Source organism: Actinoplanes sp. NPDC051633, assembly GCF_040681735.1.
Taxonomy (GTDB): domain Bacteria; phylum Actinomycetota; class Actinomycetes; order Mycobacteriales; family Micromonosporaceae; genus Actinoplanes.
In genome coordinates this window covers 1-3,461 of the sequence record NZ_JBFAZH010000840.1, presented here as the reverse complement: position 1 = coordinate 3,461, position 3,461 = coordinate 1, and the positions used below count along the sequence as shown (strand labels likewise).

Annotated in this window: 4 protein-coding genes; 3 read left to right on the top strand and 1 reads right to left on the bottom strand. The window is 71.2% G+C overall.

Annotation, left to right across the window (positions count from 1 at the left end; genetic code table 11):
- The first annotated feature begins 83 nt into the window (after window positions 1-83).
- Window positions 84-818 (top strand): FCD domain-containing protein, encoded by a 735-nt coding sequence (locus tag AB0M20_RS33070; protein WP_364304265.1) that lies wholly within the window; start codon window positions 84-86, stop codon window positions 816-818.
- Window positions 815-1,495 carry a cache domain-containing protein gene (locus tag AB0M20_RS33065; protein WP_364304264.1) on the top strand — a complete coding sequence of 227 codons (681 nt, stop codon included), beginning with the start codon at window positions 815-817 and terminating at the stop codon, window positions 1,493-1,495. The genes AB0M20_RS33070 and AB0M20_RS33065 overlap by 4 nt, the downstream gene beginning before the upstream one ends.
- Here AB0M20_RS33065 and AB0M20_RS33060 read toward each other — a convergent pair.
- Window positions 1,473-2,573, bottom strand: coding sequence for a hypothetical protein (locus tag AB0M20_RS33060; RefSeq protein ID WP_364304263.1), 1,101 nt, complete (start codon window positions 2,571-2,573; stop codon window positions 1,473-1,475). The genes AB0M20_RS33065 and AB0M20_RS33060 overlap by 23 nt on opposite strands.
- 268 nt (window positions 2,574-2,841) lie before the next feature.
- Between AB0M20_RS33060 and AB0M20_RS33055 the strand changes: the two genes are divergently transcribed.
- On the top strand, window positions 2,842-3,318 hold the full coding sequence (locus tag AB0M20_RS33055; protein WP_364304262.1) for a cyclic nucleotide-binding domain-containing protein: 477 nt from the start codon (window positions 2,842-2,844) through the stop codon (window positions 3,316-3,318).
- Window positions 3,319-3,461 lie beyond the last annotated feature (143 nt).

Sequence of the window (3,461 nt, the reverse complement as noted above, 5' to 3'; positions counted from 1 at the left end):
AAAATGCCTCGGCTACCGCACCCCCGCCGAGTGTGTTGCCTTGACCGCCTGAATCTAAGCGCTCATGTTTCGAGGGAGAGACGATGCGCCGCGCCGCTCACGAGGCCGTGTTCGCGCCGCTGACCCAGCCGGGCCGGGCCGAGGCCGTCACCCGGCGGTTGCGCGACGCCATCGTGCTCGGCGTGCTGGGCGACGGCGAGCAGTTGCCGTCCGAGGCGGAGCTGGCCGAGTCGCTCGGCGTCGCGCCGGTGACGGCCCGGGAGTCCCTGCAGGCACTGCGCGATCTCGGCCTGGTGACCACCCGGCGGGGACGGCGAGGCGGCAGCTTCGTCACCGCGCCGGCCGACTCGTCCCTGCTGCGCATCCGGCTGGCCGAGCTGTCGCTGGTCGACATCCGCGACTTCGGTGACCTCTACCGGGCGATCGCGGGCGCCTCGGCGGCGTACGCGGCCGACCGCGCGGCCGGCGACGACATCGAGCGGCTGCGCGCGGTCGGCGTCCGGCGGGCGGTGGACCCGGGCGGCTCCCGCCGGGCCGAGGCGCAGTTCCACCTCGAGGTGGCGGCGGCCGGGCAGTCGGCCCGGATGACCCAGGAAGAGCTGCGCCTGCAGGCCGAGTTCGGGCCGCTGCTCTGGCTGGCCATGGCGACCGGGGCCGGGCGTCGACGCTCGGAGGCGGAGCACACCGCGATCGTCGACGCGATCGCGGCCGGCGACCCGGTGCTGGCGCGGGGCTTGACAGAGGACCACGTCGGGCGTGCGATCGACGCAGTGATCCACCGTCGTTTGGGAATGCAGCCGCCTGGAGTTGCCGGATGATCGAAGTCGTCGTCGACGCGCTGGAGGGATTCTGCGCCACGGTTTTCGCGCCGCTGGTGACGATGGCCAAGGTGATGACCGCGGCGCTGCCGGCCGGCCGGCAGCCGGTGCGGGCCGACCTGGCGGCGATCGAACCCCTGGCGTACGCCGAACTGCGCCGCCCCGACCACCTGGTGGCCGGCTCCGGGCTCATCGCCGACCCCGCCCTGATCGCTGACGCCCCGTGGCACCTGGCCTGGTGGACCACCGACGCCGAACGCCGGATCGAACCTCTGGCGGTGGTGTCCGACCCGGCCCGCGACGGCTTCCGGGACTACACGGTGCTGGAGTGGTGGGCGACGCCCCGCCGCACCGGCCGCCGGCACGTCACCGGGCCGTACGTCGACTACCTGTGCACCGACGCGTACACGCTGACCTTCACCGTGCCGGTGCTGCACCCGGACGGTTCGATGGCGGCGGTGGTCGGCTCGGACGTGTACGTCGCCCGCGCCGAGCGGGTACTTCTGCCGGCGCTACGCGCGCTCCGCCGCCCGGCGACGGTGGTGAACGCCGCCGGGCGGGTGGTCGCCTCCACCCACCCGGCGCACGCGACCGGCGCGCCGGTGCGCTCGCCGTCCGACGGCTGGCGCCGGCACGACAGCCGCAGCGTGCCGTTCAGCGTTCTGGTCCGTGCGTAGCAAGTCCGGTGGCGGACGACTCGGCTCTCGGGCCGGGTGCGTCCGAGTCGGTGCGGGCGGTTCCGCGTCCGGTTCGGCGCCGCGGGTCCGGCAGCCATCGGACGAGTCCGGCGGTCCGGCGGTTCGAGCCGTACACGATCAGCGTGAGGAAGACGCCGTAGACGGGCAGGTGGCCGAGCAGCTCGGTCTGTCCGAACAGCAGCAGGGTCGCGTTGAACGGGATGCCGGCCACGAGCACCGCCACCTGCGGTAGTGCGCCGGAGATGACCAGTAGTCCGAACAGCAGCTCGGTCGCTCCGGCGACGGCGACGAACGTGTCGACCGGCAGGTCGATGCCGACCAGCCGGAACACGTCCAGCTGAGGGAACAGCCGCAGCGTTTCGCGGGCGAGGGCCGGGTTGGCGAGCTTCTCGGCGAAGGCCAGCGTGATCAGCGCTCCGCCGGCTCCGATCCGCAGCGCCAGCAAACCGCGGCGCAGTGCGAGCGCGTCCGGCTCGACCCGGCCGAATGCGGCGTCGGACGGCGGCACGAAGGCGAGGAACACCGCGACGCCGAGCAGGTCCATCGCGGACAGGAGCCCGACCGGTCCGGTGACCAGCAGCGCGACCGGCCCGAACAGGGCGAGCAGGATCGCCGCGGCCTGGAGCCGGACGCCGGTGATGAACCAGACGCCCAAGGCACCCTCGACGAGCAGCATGACCGGCCCGAACCCGACGTCACTGACGTCCAGGTCGTGGGTGAGGAAATGCCCGGACACGGCGGCGGCGAGCAACGAGATGCCCAGATGGATCGCCAGCAACCGCGGCACGTACGGAACCAGGTCGCCGACTCGGGCCAGGAACCGCAGTTCCGGGACGGGCAGGTAGCGGACCGCGACGACGCGCCACACCACGGTGACCGCCACAACGGCGAGGATGAGTCCCAGGGTCACCGGCCGCAACACGAAGGCCCAGTCCGTCGGGTAGCTGCCCGGATCGGGTACGAACCACTTCTCGTGCGCGAATGCCGGCTCCGGAACCGCCGCCAGTGCGCCGCATACGGAAAGCAGCACCGTGCCTCGCCGCAACATCTTCCCCATTGGTTGTTCCTTTCACCGGAGCCTCGCTCCGAAGGGCCGATCCATCCGCCACCGACTCTGCACCTGGCTCCGGGTCGGTCGCCGGGGGCCAAACGCCCGACTCGGCAGGACCAAAGTCCCGCCTTGCAGTGGAGGAGGCCTTGGCGACCTCGTCGCCGGGACCAACGTCCCTCGACTGGTGGCCGCCGGCCCTGTCCGGCGGTCAGCCGCGGCGATTTCCTGGAACGGACGTCGCAGCCCCATCGACCGCGCCAGGCAGGGAGACTCCATGTCCACCACCACCGAGATGCTCGCCGAGCATCCGTTCCTGTCCGGGCTGACCGCCCATCAACTCGACGTGCTGGCACCGTTGTGCGGTCGATCGATGTTCCACGCGGGCAACCGCATCTTTCACCAGGGAGATCCCGCGGAACAGTTCTGGCTGATCACCGACGGCCGGGTCTACCTCGACAGCCACGTGCCCGGCTGCGACGACTTCGTCCTCGAAACCCTGAAGGCGGGATCTGTGCTCGGCTGGTCCTGGCTGTTCCCGCCGCACCGCTGGCACTTCGGCGCCGTCGCGGTCACGACCACGCGAACGCTGACGTTCGACGGCCCCCTCGTTCTGGCGCTCTGCCGACGCGATCCCGGGCTCGGCTATGAGCTGGCCACCCGCTTCCTGCAGGTCATGGGTGCGCGACTGCAATCCGCGCGCAGCCGTCTGGAGGACTGTCAACGCTCGGCCGAGCGGCACCCCGACCTCTGATCGCCGGCTGCGAGATCAATCCCGGATCTCGATGACCTGATCGGTCGCCAGGCGCGGTGTGCGACCGGGGCCGGCATGGACGGCCTCGAAGGTGATGTTTATTAATATAACACTATCAAAAGGCTTGGTCTAATCAGATCAAG